Here is a 15,043-nt window from a genome sequence, read left to right as displayed (position 1 = left end):
GGAGCAGGCGTCCCGTCACCCCCTTGTTCGCGCCGTCATGAAGAAGACGCACCGGCGCCGGATCGCCCGTCGCCGGTGCTGAATGGCTGCGCGTGCCGCCTAGTACCAGTAGCGGCGGCCGTAATAGGGCCGGTTCCAGTAGCCGTAATTCCGGTAATACGGCCGATAGCCATACCCGTAGCCGTAATAGGGTCGCGGCGCGTAATAGCCTGGGTAAGGCCGGCGATAGCGATAGGGGCGATAGCCCCAACGGCGGTAGTAGCGGACCGCTTCGACCGGCGAGGCGGCCTCGGAGGTGACGCTGTCGAGCTTGGGCAGAGGTGCCGCGCTGGCCGGCGTCGCACCGAGCGCGAGCCCGGCCAAAACCGCAGAGGCGGCGAGTGTGATGAGGGAGTGACGCATTGTGAGCTCCAAAGAAACGCCAACCGCCCCCGGTAACCCGAAGCCTAATCTCGCATTGGGGGCGCGGCAACGCGATTCGACGGTCACATCGCCGTGACCTTCGTTCAGAAACCGAATGGGCAGCCAGCGCCGGCTAGAACAGCGGACCGCCATAGGGGTAGTAGTACTGCCAATACTGATACTGGTAGGGGCGCCAATAGGGGCGATCCATCCAGTCGTCGCAGCGTTGGCGGACATAGCGGCGGGTCTTGACCCTCCGGCGGGCGACTTGCTCGACGCCGGTATTGCCGAGCTTGTGGGTGACGGCTGCATGATCGGACAAAGCGAGCGGTGCGGCGCTGACCATGGCGGGCGCGAGAAGAACCGCGCCGGCGGCCAGTGAGAGGGCAATGGCGATACGCATGGGAACTCCCTGTCTGTATTCCAGCCTCTAACGACTGTTGTTGGGCGTGAAGCTAGCACGCCCGAGTTTCCGCCCCGTTAGCGCCTCCTTAGCCTTTCGCTCACCATATCCGCGCGGTGTTACAGCAGGGCTGCGGCGGCGAGCAGGATGGCGATCTCGCTCGTCTGCTCCACCGCGCCCAGCACGTCGCCGGTCTGGCCGCCGATCTGCCGCATGGCAAGCCAAGCCATGAAGCCGAGCACGGCCGCGAGGAGGAGCGCCGTGAGCAATGCCGCGCCCACTCCGAGACTGAGGGCCAGCACCAGCAGCCCGAGCATGGCGGCGATGACGGCGCGGCTCGGCGGCGGCGTGCCCGCCGAGGCCGCGAGCCCGTCTTGGCGCGCCCGGGGCAGCGCCAGCATGAACAAGGGCAGGACCGCCCGCGCCCCCGCATGGGCCGCGATCAGCGCCGCCGCCACCAGACCGGGCTCGGCGAGACTGGCGAGGGCGCCGACCCGCAGCAGGAAAGACAAGATCAGCGCCGCCACGCCATAGGTGCCGATGCAGCTGTCGTGCATCGATCTCCAGCTTGCCGGATCTTGGTCACCCCGCCGCCGAAGCCGTCCGCCGTGTCGGCGAGACCGTCTTCGTGCAGGCAGCCGGTGACGAGTATGGCGGCGGCGACGGCAAGCGTGGCGGCGATGAAAGGGTCCAGCCACACCCAGTCGAAGAACCAATAGACAAGCGCGGCGATGGCACCGATGAGCGCGCCGATCAGGGGAAGGCACCAAGCCGCGTCCGCGAGCTTGCCCTCCGGCGGCGCCGTGACCGGCAGCCGCGTGCAAAAGGCTAGGCCGGTCTTAATGTCCGTGGTAATGCCGCCCATCCCCGAGACCCCTTGAGATCATGGCCGCCTCTTGGTGGGCGCCCACTGCCTGAAAGCCTGAGAGTCTACGCCGAAATGTCCCGCTTTGCCTCCTTTGACGATCTCAGCGCCGCCTGCCGCGATCTCCCTGCGGGCGACGACGGCACAGCCGCGGCGGTGGCGGCGCGCGAGGCGCGGCTGACCAAGCCGCCGGGCAGTCTGGGCCGTCTGGAGGAGGCGGTGGCCTGGCTCAGCCGGTGGCAGGGCCGCAACCCGCCGACCCTCGACCAGATCGAGATTCTCGTCTTCGCCGGCAATCATGGGGTGACGGCGCAAGGCGTGTCCGCTTATCCGTCCGAGGTCACCGCCCAGATGGTGGCGAATTTCGCCCATGGCGGCGCGGCCATCAATCAGCTTGCCGCCGTCACCGGCGCCGCGCTGCGAGTCGTCGCCCTGTCGCTTGACGAGCCCACCGCCAATTTCACGGCAAGCCCCGCCATGACCGAGCGGCGTTTCTCGATGCGGTCGCGTCCGGCTATGACGAGGTCTCCGATGAGGCCGATCTCGTCGTGCTGGCGAGTGCATCGGCAACACCACCACGGCGGCGGCGCTGTCGGGGGCGCTGTTCGGCGGCGGCGACCGCTTCGCCGGCACCGGCACCGGCGTCGATGACGCAGGGCGTCGCCCGCAAGCGCGCGGCCATCGAGGGCGGACTGGCGCGCCATAAAGATGTCCTCACCGATCCGCTGCGGGCCGCAGCGCGCTCGGCGGCCGCGAGCTGGCCGCCATCCTCGGTGCTTGCCTCGCCGCGCGCCACAAACGCATTCCCGTGCTCATCGACGGTTTCGTGTCGACGGCTGCCGTGGCGCCGCTCAAGGTGCTGAACCCTGGTGCGCTCGACCACGCCCTGTCCGGCCATGTGTCGGCCGAAGCCGGTCATCGTCTCTTGCTCCAAGAGCTGGGCTTGAAGCCGCTGCTCGATCTCGGCATGCGGCTCGGCGAAGGCTCCGGCGCCGCCGTCGCCGTGCTGGTGCTGCGCGCAGGCCTTGCCTGTCACACCGGCATGGCGACCTTCGCGGAAGCGCAAGTCTCCGACAAACCGGCCTAGCGTCACTCGGTGGCGATGGCGTGGAAGAACGTGCCGGTGACGTGGCCGCGCCGTCCGCCGTCCGTGCCGAGCGCGTTGCCTTCGCCGTCGGCGATCTCCGCCAGCGGCGCATCCTTCCCGGTCTCGATCACGCTCGCATAATGGAACTCGTGCCCGCGTAATCGGGCGCCTTCTCTGCCGAGCGCGCCATCGGTGAGGAGCCGCGCGGCGCGGTAGCCGAGATGCAGCTTGCGTTGCGCGAAGCTCGTGGCATGACCGAGCAACCCGGTCATGGCATGACGCACGCCGTCCGCATCTTCGAGTCCTTCGCCGAGCACCATGTAGCCGCCGCACTCCCCATGCACGGGGCGCGTCGCGGCGAAGCGTGCGAGGCCGTCGCGAAATGTGGCCGCCGAAGCGAGCCGTCCCGCATGCAATTCCGGATAGCCGCCCGGCAGCCAGCAAGCATCGCAAGTCTCGGACGGTGCCTCGTCGGCGAGCGGCGAGAAGGGCACGAGCTCGGCCCCCGCCTGGCGCCAGCCCGCGACCACATGCGGATAGACGAAGGTGAAGGCATCGTCCTGGGCAAGCGCGATCCGCATGCCCGGCGGTGGCAGGGCGGGCGCTGCCTTGCCCGAGGGATATGTTGGCCCCGCCGCCAGACTAACGATGGCATCGAGATCGAAGCAGCGTTCGGCCATGTCGGCGAGCGCGGCGAGATGGGCTTCGAGATCGTCATGCTCGCCCGCTTGCACGAGGCCGAGATGACGCTCCGGCAGCGACAAGCTCTCGTCGCGCCGCACGCGGCCGAGAATAGGAATTTGCAGCGCCGCGAGCGCCGCCGCGACGAGGCGCTCATGCCGGTCGCTGGCCACGCGGTTCAGCACCACGCCGCCGATGCGCACGCGCGGGTCATGGGTGGCGAAGCCGTACACCAGTGCGGCGGCGGACTGGGATTGTCCCGACACGTCGATCACGAGCAGCACCGGCACGGCGAAGCGCGCCGCAAGATCGGCCGTGGCACCGGTACGCCCGGGCGCGCTCGGAATGCCGTCGAACAGGCCCATGGCCCCTTCGATGACGAGGATGTCCGCCTCCGCCGACGCCTGGGTGGCGAGCCCGTCGAGCAGGGCGGGGCTCATGGCCCAGCTGTCGAGATTGACGCTGCCGCGCCCCGTGGCGGCTCGATGGAAGGCCGGATCGATATAGTCCGGGCCGGTCTTGGCCGCTTTCACGGCCAGTCCCCGCCGGCGAAGCGCCGCCAGGAGCGCCAGCGTCACCGTAGTCTTGCCGGCGCCCGACCGGGGCGCGGCGACGATCAGGGCCGGCGCGGTCACCGGATCGCGCTCACTGAGTGACGGCGAGCCTCCGGCGCTCTATAGCGAAAGGCATGAACGAGGATTCCGCGCCCCTGCGACGGGGCTGGACCACCGGCGCTGCGCCACGGCCGCCGCCAAGGCGCCTATGCCGGCCTGCTCACGGGCGCGTTTCCCGATCCGGTCGAGGTGACCTTGCCCGGCGGGCAGCGCCCGTCCTTTGCGCTGGCCACCACGGCGCGGGGCAACCGTCTGGCGACGGCAGGCGTGGTCAAGGATGCGGGCGACGATCCCGATGTCACCCATGGCGCGCTCATCCTGGTGACCGTGCGGCCCGGCGCACCGGGCTCGGGCGTCGGCTTCCGGGCCGGCGAGGGCGTCGGCACGGTCACGCGGCCTGGTCTTCCCATTCCGCCGGGCGAGCCCGCCATCAACCCGGTGCCGCGTCAGATGATCCGCGACGCCATCAAGGAGGTGGCGGCGGCGCACGGCGACTCCGGCGACGTGGAGGTGGAGATCTCGATTCCCGACGGCGAGGCGCTCGCCGCCAAGACCCTCAACGGCCGTCTCGGCATTGTCGGCGGCTTGTCGATCCTCGGCACCACGGGGATCGTCATTCCCTATTCCTGCTCGTCCTGGATCCACTCGATCCACCGCGGCATCGACGTGGCGCGCGCCTGCGGTCTCACCCATGTCGCCGCCTCGACCGGCGCGACCTCCGAGGCCGCGGTGCAGAAAATGCACAACCTGCCCGACACCGCGCTCATCGACATGGGCGACTTCGTCGGCGGCACGCTCAAATACATCAAGTTGCATCCCGTGCCACGCGTCACCATCGCCGGCGGCATCGGTAAGATGACAAAGCTCGCTCAAGGTCTGCTCGATCTTCATTCCAAGCGCGGATCGGTCGACCTCGAGGCGCTGGCCAAGCGCGCCGAAGAAGCCGGCGCCTCGCCTGACTTGCGTGCGCGCATTCTCGGCGCGAACACGGCACTGGAGGCTTTCGAGCATGCGACAGCCGACGGTGTGGCTCTCGGCGATGCGGTGGCGAAGGCTGCGCAAGCGGCCGCCATGGCGGTCGTCGCCGGCGCGGCAATCGATGGCAAGCACGTCGAGATCGAGGCCGTCCTGTTCGACCGCGCCGGAAATTGCGTCGGCCATGCGCCTTTCGGAAGCGCTCATGCCGAGCCTCCGCGGAAGCGCCGGCGATAATCGGCGTCGTAGAGCGCGCTCTCGCGAAAGTCTTCAGGTGCAAGCGCGCGGCCGACCAGGATCATGGCGGTGCGCTCGATGGGGTCGTCGGCGAGCGTGGCGCAGATGTTGCCGAGCGTGCCGCGCAGGATCTTCTCTTGCTTCTGGCTGGCATGGGCCACCACGGCGACCGGACAGTCGGCGCCGTAGAAGGGAGTGAGCGTCTCGACCACCGTGTCGAGGGCATGGATGGCGAGATGGATGGCGAGCGTCGCGCCGGTGGCGGCGAAAGCGGCCAGGCTCTCGCCCTCGGGCATGGCCGAGGCGCGCCCCGGCACCCGGGTCAGCACCACGCTCTGCGCCACTTCCGGCACGGTGAGCTCGCGATGAAGCGCGGCGGCGGCGGCGGCGAAGGCCGGCACGCCAGGCGTCAGCGTGTAGGGAATGTTTCGCGCCGCGAGCCGCCGCATCTGCTCGGCCACGGCGCTGAACACGGAGAGATCGCCGGAGTGCAGCCGGGCCACGTCCTGGCCTGCGTCGTGCGCGGCGGCATATTCCGCCTCGATCTCGTCGAGGGACATCGGCGCGGTGTCGACCAGCCGCGCATTGTCGGGGCAATAGGCGAGCAAGTCCCGCGACACGATGGAGCCGGCATAAAGGCAGACGGGGCAGCGCGCGAGGAGGTCGCGGCCCCGTACCGTGATCAGATCGGCGGCGCCGGGCCCGGCGCCGATGAAGTGGACAGTCACGAATCGTCCCCGACGGCGGCGATGGCGCAGGTCGCCGAGCGAGATCGATGCGCGGCACGATGAGCCGGGACTCGAGACCGCATGCGGCAAGAGCCGCCGCCTCGGCGACGGATGGGACGCCGACCAGTGCTTTCACGCGCGGCGAGGAGGACAGAGTGCGCGGTCCGGCCGCTTCAAGATCGGCCGGCCGGACCAGGACGAGCTTCACGCCGCGCCCGGCGGTCGCCTCGATGATGCCCTGCTCGCTGCCCTTGCCGTCCGACGTGGCGATGGCGCTCAAGCGGTCGGGCCCAAGGCTCGCTTGCGCCAGCGCCGTGTCGATCGCCGCGTTGATCTCCTCCGCCGTCGTGCCTCTGCGGCAGCCGATCCCCGCAACAATCATGTCTTCCTCCAAATCCATTGGGTCACCGGCATGGCCGGACGCCAGCCGGTCTTGCCGCCGACGCGATCGGCCCGCGATACCGCGACGCGGACGAGGTCGCCGCCGAGGCTTTCATGCCGCGCCATCAAGTCTGCTTCCGTCTCCAGCGTCACGGCATTGGCCACCAGGCGTCCGCCGGGCCTGAGTGCCGTGAGGCAAGTCTCGAGCACGCCGGGCACGCTGCCGCCGCCGCCGACGAAGATGGCGTCGGGGGCTGCGAGGCCGGTCAGCGAATCGGGCGCGCGACCCTGGATAACCGCAAGGTCCGGCACGCCGAAGGCAGCGGCGTTGCGGCCGATGCGCGCGGCACGGTCCGCATTCGCCTCGATGGCGATCGCCCGCAAGGACGGATCGGCCAGCATCCATTCGATGCCGATGGACCCCGCGCCCGCGCCCACGTCCCATAGCAACGCGCCGCGGCATGGCGCGAGTGCTGACAGAGTCATGGCGCGGATCTCGCGTTTGGTGATCTGGCCGTCATGCTCGAACAGATCGTCGGCGAGCCCCGGCGTATAAGCGATGATCCGGGCGTTCGCTGCCGCGGCGACGTCGACGGCGACGATGTTCAGCGCGGCGATGTCCTCGAGATCGAATCCGTCGGCTTGGGCCGCACGCACGCGCTCATGCTCACCGCCCAGCGCTTCCAGCACGGTGAGCCTCGACCGCCCGAATCCGATCTCGGTCAGGAGCTGCGCCAGCGCCGCGGGTCCGTCGCCGTCGGAGGTGAGCGCCAGGATGCGCGCGCCCGGATGGAGATGCGGCCGAATGCGGTCGAGCGCGCGCCCATGCAGCGACACCAGCACCGTCTCCGGCAGCGGCCAGCCCATGCGGGAGGCAGCGAGAGAGAAGGAGGAGGGCGCGGGGACCACGAAGGTCTCCTCCGGCGGAATATGCGCCGCGAGCGTCGAGCCCACGCCATAGAAGAAGGGATCGCCCGAGGCGAGTACGCAGACCCGGCGGCCGCGTTCCGCCAGCACCGCGTCCACCGCTTGGGCGAATGGGCTCGGCCACGGCTTGGCCTCTCCCCGGATGACAGATGCCGCCAACGCCAGGTGCCGCGCGCCGCCGAACACCATGTCGGCGCCAGCCACGAGATCCCGCGCGACGGGGCTCAAGCCTTGTGCGCCGTCCTCGCCGATGCCGACGATGGACAGCCAGCGCCCGATTGGGGCAGGGTCCGGCATGATCGGTTCAACCCGCGCCATGAAGATCCTCGTTCTCGGCGGCACCACGGAAGCCCGCATGCTTGCCGGCGCCTTGGCCGGCCAGAAACGCTTCGCTGTCACGTTGTCGCTGGCAGGCCGCACGGCCAATCCCCTGGCGCAAGCGTCCCGGTGCGCAGCGGCGGCTTCGGCGGTGCCGAAGGTCTCGCATCCTACTGCGCGACGAGACGATCGGCGCGCTGATTGACGCCACCCATCCTTACGCCGCGCAGATCTCGGCCAACGCAGTCCGCGCCGCCGCGCTTGCCGGCGTGCCGCTCATCGCGCTCCGGCGTGCTGCTTGGCAGAAGACGGATGGCGATCAATGGATCGAGGTGGATTCGATCGCCGAAGCAGTCGCGGCCCTGGGCGCCGCGCCCCGGCGCGTCTTTCTTGCGCTCGGCCGAAAAGAGATAACGCCCTTCGCCACGGCGCCCGAGCATATTTATCTGGTGCGCAGCGTCGATCCTGTCGATCCGCCGCTTGCCGTGCCCAACGCCATCTATCTCACCGCGCGGGGCCCCTTCAGCGAGGCGGACGACCGCGTGCTGTTGCAGCGGCATCGCATCGACGTGGTGGTCGCCAAGAATAGCGGCGGCGAGGCGTCCTACGGCAAGATCGCCGCGGCGCGCGCGCTCCATCTTCCGGTCATCATGCTGCAACGCCCGGACCTGCTCGAGATCGACTCCGCCGAGACGGTGGAGGATGTGCTGGCCTGGCTCGATCATGCGAGCGCTCCGCCGCGACGCGCGGCGTATAGACGAGCGGCTCGCGCCCATCGCGGAGAATGAGCCGCGTCTCGGGCGAGCCGACGATCACCAGCGTCGCCATGTCGGCTTCGGTGTTGCTTGCCTTGTCCAAGGTCGTGATCGTCACCGCCTCGTCGTCGCGTCCGACCGCGCGGCCGAACACGACCGGCGTCTTGGCGTCGAGGTGACGGGCGAGCCGGGCAAAGGCCTCGCCGAGCTGCCAAGGCCGCGCCTTCGAGATCGGATTATAGAGCGCGATCACGAAGCCGGCCGTTGCGGCGGCATCGAGACGCCGCTCGATCAGATCCCAGGGCTTCAGATTGTCCGACAATGACATGACGCAGAAATCATGACCGAGGGGCGCGCCGACCCGCGCCGCCACCGCCAGCATGGCGGTGATGCCGGGCACCACGCGGAGGTCGAGCGTGCGCCACGCCTCGGGGCCCGTCTCGATCTCGCCGCACACGGCCGCCGCCATGGCGAACACGCCGGGATCGCCGCCCGAGACCATGGCCACGCGCTGGCCGTCCGCCGCTTGGCTGAGTGCGGCTTTCGCCCGCGCGCCCTCGACGCGATTGTCCGAGGGGTGGCGCGCCTGGCCGTCGCGCTCCGGCACCCGGTCGAGATAGGGGCCGTAGCCGTAAAGCGCGTCGGCGGCTTGCAGGGCGTCCGCCGTCTCCCGGGTCCAGAAGCGCGCATCGCCCGGGCCGAGCCCGACAATGGTCAGGCAGCCGCTCACGTCCGGCTCTCCCAGCCGGGCACCAGCACGATGGCGAAATAGGGCGCGCAGCCGTCGAGCTTGTCGACGAGCGGCATCACGGCGGCATTGGCCATGGTGCCGCGCTCCACATAGATGGCGCGGTCGAGCCGGCCGGCGCGGTCGAGCGCACGGCGCACTTTCGGGAGGTGCCGGCCGATCTTCATCACCACGGCGGCGTCGGCATCGGCGAAGCGCCGCTCCAGCTCGTATTCGGGCAAGGTCGCCGGCAGCACCGTGAACACGTCGTCCCCTTGCGTCATCGGCGTGGCGATGGCCGACCAGCAGCCGGACATGCCGGTGACGCCGGCGATGACCTCGGTGGGATAGCGCGTGGCCAGGCGCACATGCAGATGCATGTAGGAGCCGTAGAATAGCGGATCGCCTTCCGACAGCACGGCGACGGTGCGCCCGTCGTCGAGATGCGCCGCCACGTCTTGCGCCGAGGAATCGTAGAAGGCGGTGATCGCGTCGCGGTAGCCGGTATCCTCCTTGGGGATCTCGGTGGTGACCGGATAGAGCAGCGGCAGCTCCTCGGCGCCGTTCAGATGCGCCGCGACGATGGTGCGCGCGTTGCTGGCATTGCCCGCCTTGGCGAAATAGGCGACCACATCCGCGGCCTTCAGCGCGTCGATCGCGTTCAGCGTCAGCAGGCCGGGATCCCCCGGGCCGACGCCCACACCTATAAGCCGTCCGGTCATAATCCCTCCTTGGCCAGCGCGTTGATGGCTGCCGCCGTCATGGCGCTGCCGCCCATGCGGCCGCGCACCACGAGATAGGGCACGCCGTGAGGATCGGCCGCGAGCGCGTCCTTCGATTCCGCCGCGCCGACGAAGCCGACGGGAATGCCGAGGATCGCCGCGGGCTTCGGTGCCCCCGCCGCCAGCATCTCCAGCAGATGAAACAGCGCCGTCGGCGCGTTGCCGATGGCGACCACCGCGCCTTCGAGCCGGTCGCGCCACAGCTCGAGCGCCGCGGCCGAGCGCGTCGTGCCGAGCTCCTTCGCCAGCGCCGGGACTTGGGTCTCGCGCAAGGTGCAGATGACGTCGTTGTCGGCCGGGAGACGCGCGCGTGTCACCCCATGAGCGACCATGTTCGCGTCGCAGAAGATCGGCGCGCCGCGCTTCAGCGCCTCGCGCGCCGCCCGCACCAGATCCGGGGAGAAATCGATTTGCGCCGCCGCATCCACCCGGCCCGCAGGATGGATCATCCGCACCGCCACCTCGGCCTGCTCGGGCGTGAAGCGCGAGAGGTCCGCCTCGTCGCGGATGATGGCGAAGGAGCGCTCGTAGATCGCCGCGCCGTCGCGGATATAGTCGTGGCTAAGCATCGGACGGCTCGCATACTGAAAACGCATCGACTGCGGCGGCGACGTCCGCCTCATTCACATAGTGCGAGGGCGTGGCGCGCGCCGTGGAGTGGCGTACGAGCCCAGCGCCTTTCGCGGTTCCGATCACGGTGAGCGGCGCAGGGAAAGGATGCGCGCAGCCCTTGGCGCAGCCCGAGACATGCAGGGCGATGCCCACGCCGGCAAACTCGGCCTCCTCCGCGATCTCCGCCGCGAGCCTCCGTGAGGCGATCAACCCCGAGCCGCATGACGGCGCGCCGGGACACGCGACGATGCGGCGGCGCGGATCTGCCGCCACAACCGCGAAGTCCAAACGTCGCGCCTCGTCCCTGATCGTCTTTACGCTTGTCCTTTGGAAAGGCCCAAGCAACAGCGTGCGATCCGGCGCAGGCATTGCCCATAGGGCGTTGTGTACACGGGCAATCTCCGTCAGTGCCTTCAGCGTGTGGGCTTGGGTGTGGCCGAAAGCGAGCCCGATACCCACCGCATAGAGATCGCCCTCGAGAGAGTGCGTGCCAACCATCGCGACTGGGAGCCGGGTTGGTGGCGGCGGTTCAAGCTCAATACGGGCCTGGAGAGCGTTCCGGAACGCCGCCAATCCGCGGCTTTGCAGCACATCGGCGCCGCGCGCTCCCGGACCATGTGCCGCAATCACCGCAAGCAGACACGAAACGGCGTCGCACGCCTCATCCGGCGTGACCGTGCCAAGCGGTGTGGCGGTTGCTCCGTCACCTCCGAGTGCAACATGAAGTCGCGGACCGTCCGCGGCGCTGACGGCCCTGACTCTGATGTCCGCCGTGAGCGCATCGAGATGAAGCCTGCCGCCGCCATCCACGATCACCGACACTTTCGGCGCAAGCACAAGTCGCGATGCGGCGAGAACTCGGCGCAGCTCGGTAGCAAGCGCGTTCGCGTCAATGAGAGCGCTAGGATCGCCCGGCAGCGGATCGGCGAGAACCGGCACGCCGTCGCCGCTATCGATACCGAGGGCCACGAGCCGGTCTGCAAGAAGCGGTGCCGTGTTTGGCTCAAGTCCGCGAATCTGGAGGTTGCCGCGGGCTGATATCTCCATCGTGCCGTTGCCGTGGGTCCGTGCCGCGGTGCAGAGGCCGGCGAGCGCCTTGAGCTTCATCGGCCCGGCCGGCACGATCCGCACGAGCAACCCGTCGCCAGTCTCCATCGGTTCGAGAAGGCTCGGGCAGGCGCCGCGTGCGAACTCACCCCTTGTGTCCCTGCCGCTCATAATGCCGCCTCCACAGTCAGGAGCGCCTCGGTGCCGAGATCGTTGCGCCGCGGATGCCACAGGCCTTTGGCGCGCGCTTGCTCCAGCCGTTCGGCGATGCGCGGGCGGCGTCCGGATTCTCGCGCAGGAGAAAATCGCGCACCGCCTCGTCGGCGAGATAAGCGCCATGCACGAGATCGAACAGCGCGCTCGACACCGCGCCGGTGGTCTCGGCGAAATCCACCAGCCGGTCCACGGTCTCCGCGAGCTCGGCGGCGCCGCGCGCGCATGGCGCATCATGCCGGCGATGAATTTGGGACTGGTCGCGCGCCCGCGCACGAGCCTGGCGAGCGCTTGCGGCAGCGGCCGGGCACGCGGGCGACTGGGATCGGTGACGTCGAGCATGACGAGATCGGGCGTGGCGCCGAGCGAGGCGGCAGCGGCGGCGAAGCCGCCGATATGGGCCACGTCCTCCGCGCCTCGAGAAGGTCGCGGCTCGGGTCGTCGCTCAAATGGAGAAGCATGTCGCCGTCGGCCACGCGGCTGGCAAACGCGCCCGGCCGGGCCCGCGCCCTCGCCGTCCGCGCCGCCGTAAGCGTGCGACGTGGCCGCGGATATCCGCGCCCATCTCGTCTTGGTTGGCATCGCCGCCCAAGAGATCCTCGACGCCCGCGCCGTAAGCCCCCGGTGCGTTGCCGAAGATGCGCGCGAGCGTATCGCCGTTCGCCGCCCGCCGCGCCGCGGCCAGCGGGTTCTCGGCCTCGTCCTCGTCGCGCGCCGCAACCAGCTTCACCGCCGCGTCGATCAGGGCGATTTGCGCCGGGAAGAGATCGCGGAACAAGCCTGAGATGCGCCAGGTCACGTCGACGCGCGGCCGGCCCATGACGGCGGGCGGCAGCACCTCCATGCCGGTGACGCGCCCCGTGGCCGGGTCCCAGGTGGGCCGGCAGCCCATCAGCGAAAGCCCTTGCGCAATCTCCTCGCCCCCGGTGCGAAGCGTCGCGCTCCCCCAGAGATCGATGACGAGGCTGCGGGGCATCTCCCCATGGGTCTGCATGTAAGCGCGGATCACCTCGCCGGCCGGCGCGCGTGGCCGAGCTCCATGGCGGTCGGCGTCGGCAGTACGCGCGGATCGGCGGTGAAGAGATTGCGCCCCGTCGGCAGCACGTCGCGGCGTCCCCTTGCCGGAGCACCCGCAGGCCCGGGCCGCACGCGCTTGCCGTCCAGCGCCGCGATCAGCGCCTCACGCTCGGCCTCGGCGCTTGCCTGCCACAACGGATCGTCGGTTTGCGGCGGCCGCGCATAGATATGCACGCCGTCCTTGATGGCGAGATCCTTCAGGTCGCACAGCCAAGCGTCGATCTTGCGCAGCGCGCCGTCGGCGCAATCCTCCGCGCCGATGCCGGCTTCGCGCGCCAGCCCCGAGCCTTGCGCCTTGTCGACGATGAGCTTGGCGAGACGCTCCCGGCGGCGGCGGTCCAACCCGTCGGCGATGGCGTATTCGTCCACCAGGCGCTCCAGCTCCTGCGCCGGACCGGAAAGCTCCGTGCCGACCAAAGGCGGCGGCAAATGGCCGATGGTGACGGCGGCGACCCGGCGCTTGGCCTGCGCCGCCTCGCCGGGATTGGAGACGATGAAGGGATAGATCACCGGCAGCGCGCCGACGATCGCTTCGGGGAAGCACGCATGCGACAGCGTCACGGCCTTGCCCGGCAGCCATTCGAGTGTGCCATGGGCGCCGAGATGCAGCAGCGCATGCGCTTCGACCGCATGTTGCAGCCATAGACCGAAGGCGAGCAGCGCGTGGCGCGGCGGCAGCGTCGGATCGTGATAGTCGCTGCGCCGATCTCGGGTCTTACCCCGGTCCGGCGGCAGCGCCACGGTGATATTGCCGAAGCGCGCGCCGCGAAACCGGAATGCGCCGTCCCGGAAATCAGGATCGCTTTCGGCCGTGCCCCAGGCCGTCGTGATCTCATCGGCGATGGCGGCCGGGAGCTGAGCGAGCAGGCGCTCGTAGTCGGCGAGCGGCAGAGCAGGCGTTTCGGCGCCGCGCTCCAGGTGCTGGAGCAATTCGGGCGAACCGTCCGGCATGTCCGCGACGGCGTAGCCGGCCGCTTGGAGATCGGCGAGCAGCGCAAGCACGCTCGCCGGCACGTCGAGGCCGACCGCATAGCCGGTGCGGCCACCGGCGCCGGGATAGTCGGGCATCACCACGCCGATACGGCGTTTACTGCGCGGGGTCGCTTGCAGGCGCGACAGCGCGGCGATGCGATCGGCGACCGCGTCGATCCGGTCCGGCTCGGGCCGGCTGGTATAGGCGGTGAAGCCGAGCGTGTCGTTCTTGGCGGCGGCATCCTTGAAGGCGAGTGCACCGGCGAGCACGCGGCCGTCGAGCTCGGGCAGCACCACATGCATGGCGAGGTCCGACGGCCCGAGTCCACGCGGACTTTCCGCCCAGGCGTCGCGCCGCGTGGTGGCGATCACCGCTTGCAGCACCGGTGCGTCCACCGCATCGAGCGGCGAGGTCTCGCCGTCGCCGGCGGCAAAGGCGGTCGTGGTGACGACGACGGCGGGCGAGAGCCGCATGAGCGCCTCGCGCACGAAGGCGCCGGCCGCCTTGTCCTTGAGGCTCGGCACGAAGAGCGGCGCGGGCGAGAGGCCTCGCGCGGCAAGCGACCCACACAAATGATCGATGGGAGCGGTGTCGGCGGCGAGCAGGGCCGAGCGGTAGAAAATCACCGGCACCACGGGATGGTCCGGAAGAAGCGTAGCGGCCAGCGCCTCCAAGGGCACCGCACCCTGGCCCGGCACATAGCCGGCCATGCGCGGCACGCTTTGCGGCTCCGGCACCGCCAGCGTCGCACCCGCATGCGCGGCCAGACGGCGCAACAGGCCTTGCAAATTTTGCGCTCCGCCCTCGCGGAAGAAGCGCAGCAGCTGCTGCAACTCAGCGGTCGAAAGCGTCGACGCCGCGAACAGCCGCGCGTCGTCGCGGTCCTCGCCCGGGAGCACGGCAAGGGCGATGCCTTTGCTCTTCGCGCAGGCCGACAGGCTCTCGACGCCGTAGCGCCACCAGTCGAGACCGCCGAGCAGACGCACCACGATCACCTTGGCGTGCTGCGCCACATTGTCGATCCACAGATCGATGGACATGGGATGGCGCAGATCGCGCAAATGCGCGAGCCGGAGGCTCGGCAGCGCCTCGGTCTCCGCCGCGCAGGCTGCCGCCAACCCAGAAAGATCGCTGTCGACGAAAGACACCACCACGATGTCGCCCGGCGTCTGGCCGAGATCGACCGGCTCGACGATGTCGTCGAGCGTCGTGGAGGATGTCTGCAACAGATGCATGCGG

General features: G+C 69.7%; 11 protein-coding genes and 5 pseudogenes. 3 read left to right on the top strand and 13 right to left on the bottom strand.

Annotated elements, in window-relative coordinates:
- Positions 1-99: 99 nt before the first annotated feature.
- The 4 genes from AUC69_RS00380 to AUC69_RS19175 all read right to left on the bottom strand — a co-directional run bounded on the left by AUC69_RS00380 (position 100) and on the right by AUC69_RS19175 (position 1,670).
- The gene (locus AUC69_RS00380; protein ID WP_193427382.1) at positions 100-402 is read right to left on the bottom strand and encodes a hypothetical protein; all 303 of its coding nucleotides are present in this window, start codon (positions 400-402) and stop codon (positions 100-102) included.
- Between the two features lie 133 nt (positions 403-535).
- The gene (locus AUC69_RS00375; protein WP_069440398.1) at positions 536-805 is read right to left on the bottom strand and encodes a hypothetical protein; all 270 of its coding nucleotides are present in this window, start codon (positions 803-805) and stop codon (positions 536-538) included.
- A 119-nt stretch (positions 806-924) separates the two neighbouring features.
- Positions 925-1,362: an adenosylcobinamide-GDP ribazoletransferase gene (locus AUC69_RS19180; protein WP_342018464.1), complete on the bottom strand. Its 438-nt coding sequence runs from the start codon at positions 1,360-1,362 to the stop codon at positions 925-927.
- Complete coding sequence (locus AUC69_RS19175) at positions 1,320-1,670, bottom strand: adenosylcobinamide-GDP ribazoletransferase (RefSeq protein ID WP_342018463.1); 351 nt, start codon at positions 1,668-1,670, stop codon at positions 1,320-1,322. The genes AUC69_RS19180 and AUC69_RS19175 overlap by 43 nt, the downstream gene beginning before the upstream one ends.
- A 75-nt stretch (positions 1,671-1,745) precedes the next feature.
- On the opposite strand from AUC69_RS19175, the pseudogene cobT reads away from it, so the two are divergent.
- Positions 1,746-2,757 (top strand): annotated as a pseudogene (cobT, locus tag AUC69_RS00365) (nicotinate-nucleotide--dimethylbenzimidazole phosphoribosyltransferase).
- A 2-nt stretch (positions 2,758-2,759) separates the two neighbouring features.
- Here the strand turns inward: cobT and AUC69_RS00360 are convergent.
- The gene (locus AUC69_RS00360; RefSeq protein WP_069440397.1) at positions 2,760-4,073 is read right to left on the bottom strand and encodes a cobyrinic acid a,c-diamide synthase CobB; all 1,314 of its coding nucleotides are present in this window, start codon (positions 4,071-4,073) and stop codon (positions 2,760-2,762) included.
- 53 nt (positions 4,074-4,126) lie between these two features.
- On the opposite strand from AUC69_RS00360, the pseudogene AUC69_RS00355 reads away from it, so the two are divergent.
- Positions 4,127-5,264: pseudogene (locus AUC69_RS00355) on the top strand (cobalt-precorrin-5B (C(1))-methyltransferase).
- On the opposite strand, the gene cobM reads toward AUC69_RS00355, so the two are convergent.
- The 3 genes and pseudogenes from cobM to AUC69_RS00345 all read right to left on the bottom strand — a co-directional run bounded on the left by cobM (position 5,231) and on the right by AUC69_RS00345 (position 7,597).
- On the bottom strand, positions 5,231-5,992 hold the full coding sequence (cobM, locus tag AUC69_RS00350) for a precorrin-4 C(11)-methyltransferase (RefSeq protein WP_069440396.1): 762 nt from the start codon (positions 5,990-5,992) through the stop codon (positions 5,231-5,233). The pseudogene AUC69_RS00355 and the gene cobM sit on opposite strands and share 34 nt — an antisense overlap.
- Positions 5,993-6,050: 58 nt before the next feature.
- Positions 6,051-6,374: pseudogene (locus AUC69_RS15795) on the bottom strand (cobalamin biosynthesis protein); the annotation flags it as partial.
- Positions 6,371-7,597: a bifunctional cobalt-precorrin-7 (C(5))-methyltransferase/cobalt-precorrin-6B (C(15))-methyltransferase gene (locus AUC69_RS00345; RefSeq protein ID WP_069440430.1), complete on the bottom strand. Its 1,227-nt coding sequence runs from the start codon at positions 7,595-7,597 to the stop codon at positions 6,371-6,373. The pseudogene AUC69_RS15795 and the gene AUC69_RS00345, both read right to left, overlap by 4 nt.
- Before the next feature lie 19 nt (positions 7,598-7,616).
- Between AUC69_RS00345 and AUC69_RS15790 the strand changes: the two are divergent.
- Positions 7,617-8,355: pseudogene (locus tag AUC69_RS15790) on the top strand (cobalt-precorrin-6A reductase); the annotation flags it as partial.
- On the opposite strand, the gene AUC69_RS00335 reads toward AUC69_RS15790, so the two are convergent.
- From AUC69_RS00335 to cobN, 5 genes and pseudogenes are all read right to left on the bottom strand, one after another.
- Entirely contained in the window at positions 8,267-9,103 is an 837-nt protein-coding gene (locus AUC69_RS00335; protein ID WP_069440394.1) for a precorrin-3B C(17)-methyltransferase, read from the bottom strand. The pseudogene AUC69_RS15790 and the gene AUC69_RS00335 sit on opposite strands and share 89 nt — an antisense overlap.
- A complete protein-coding gene (locus tag AUC69_RS00330) occupies positions 9,100-9,822 on the bottom strand; it encodes a precorrin-2 C(20)-methyltransferase (RefSeq protein ID WP_069440393.1) in 723 nt (240 codons plus the stop codon). The genes AUC69_RS00335 and AUC69_RS00330 overlap by 4 nt, the downstream gene beginning before the upstream one ends.
- Complete coding sequence (locus AUC69_RS00325; RefSeq protein WP_069440392.1) at positions 9,819-10,451, bottom strand: precorrin-8X methylmutase; 633 nt, start codon at positions 10,449-10,451, stop codon at positions 9,819-9,821. The genes AUC69_RS00330 and AUC69_RS00325 overlap by 4 nt, the downstream gene beginning before the upstream one ends.
- Positions 10,444-11,712 carry a precorrin-3B synthase gene (cobG, locus tag AUC69_RS00320; RefSeq protein WP_069440391.1) on the bottom strand — a complete coding sequence of 423 codons (1,269 nt, stop codon included), beginning with the start codon at positions 11,710-11,712 and terminating at the stop codon, positions 10,444-10,446. Before cobG ends, AUC69_RS00325 begins: the two co-directional genes overlap by 8 nt.
- Positions 11,709-15,039 (bottom strand): annotated as a pseudogene (cobN, locus tag AUC69_RS00315) (cobaltochelatase subunit CobN). Before cobN ends, cobG begins: the two are co-directional and overlap by 4 nt.
- Between the last annotated feature and the right edge of the window lie 4 nt (positions 15,040-15,043).

The organism is Methyloceanibacter superfactus (assembly GCF_001723305.1).
GTDB lineage: Bacteria > Pseudomonadota > Alphaproteobacteria > Rhizobiales > Methyloligellaceae > Methyloceanibacter > Methyloceanibacter superfactus.
Note: the sequence above shows the minus strand (reverse complement) of the source record. Positions and strands in the feature narration are given on the sequence as shown.

What these genes read in the sequence shown, in the direction of transcription:
- AUC69_RS00325 (WP_069440392.1), bottom strand. Translation starts at nt 10,451, where the DNA reads ATGCTTAGCCACGACTATATCCGCGACGGCGCGGCGATCTACGAGCGC.
- AUC69_RS19180 (WP_342018464.1), bottom strand. Translation starts at nt 1,362, where the DNA reads ATGCACGACAGCTGCATCGGCACCTATGGCGTGGCGGCGCTGATCTTG.
- AUC69_RS00380 (WP_193427382.1), bottom strand. Translation starts at nt 402, where the DNA reads ATGCGTCACTCCCTCATCACACTCGCCGCCTCTGCGGTTTTGGCCGGG.
- AUC69_RS19175 (WP_342018463.1), bottom strand. Translation starts at nt 1,670, where the DNA reads ATGGGCGGCATTACCACGGACATTAAGACCGGCCTAGCCTTTTGCACG.
- cobG (WP_069440391.1), bottom strand. Translation starts at nt 11,712, where the DNA reads ATGAGCGGCAGGGACACAAGGGGTGAGTTCGCACGCGGCGCCTGCCCG.
- AUC69_RS00375 (WP_069440398.1), bottom strand. Translation starts at nt 805, where the DNA reads ATGCGTATCGCCATTGCCCTCTCACTGGCCGCCGGCGCGGTTCTTCTC.
- AUC69_RS00345 (WP_069440430.1), bottom strand. Translation starts at nt 7,597, where the DNA reads ATGCCGGACCCTGCCCCAATCGGGCGCTGGCTGTCCATCGTCGGCATC.
- AUC69_RS00330 (WP_069440393.1), bottom strand. Translation starts at nt 9,822, where the DNA reads ATGACCGGACGGCTTATAGGTGTGGGCGTCGGCCCGGGGGATCCCGGC.